The following is a 629-nucleotide window of genomic DNA, read 5'->3' on the forward strand; positions in this document are numbered from 1 at the left end:
GTCTCACGACGTTCTGAACCCAGCTCGCGTACCGCTTTAATGGGCGAACAGCCCAACCCTTGGGACCGACTACAGCCCCAGGATGCGATGAGCCGACATCGAGGTGCCAAACCTCCCCGTCGATGTGGACTCTTGGGGGAGATAAGCCTGTTATCCCCGGGGTAGCTTTTATCCGTTGAGCGATGGCCCTTCCATGCGGAACCACCGGATCACTAAGCCCGACTTTCGTCCCTGCTCGACTTGTAGGTCTCGCAGTCAAGCTCCCTTGTGCCTTTACACTCTGCGAATGATTTCCAACCATTCTGAGGGAACCTTTGGGCGCCTCCGTTACATTTTAGGAGGCGACCGCCCCAGTCAAACTGCCCACCTGACACTGTCTCCCAGCCCGATCAGGGCTGTGGGTTAGAATTTCAATACAGCAAGGGTAGTATCCCACCAATGCCTCCACCGAAGCTTGCGCTCCGGCTTCCAAGGCTCCTACCTATCCTGTACAAGCTGTACCAAAATTCAATATCAGGCTACAGTAAAGCTCCACGGGGTCTTTCCGTCCTGTCGCGGGTAACCTGCATCTTCACAGGTACTATAATTTCACCGAGTCTCTCGTTGAGACAGTGCCCAGATCGTTACGC

1 rRNA gene is annotated in these 629 nt (G+C 55.0%); it reads right to left on the bottom strand.

Annotated elements, in window-relative coordinates:
• A 23S ribosomal RNA gene (locus CLD20_RS20005) occupies positions 1-629 on the bottom strand; the annotation flags it as partial.

It is taken from the genome of Afifella sp. IM 167 (genome assembly GCF_020144925.1).
Lineage (GTDB): Bacteria > Pseudomonadota > Alphaproteobacteria > Rhizobiales > Afifellaceae > Afifella.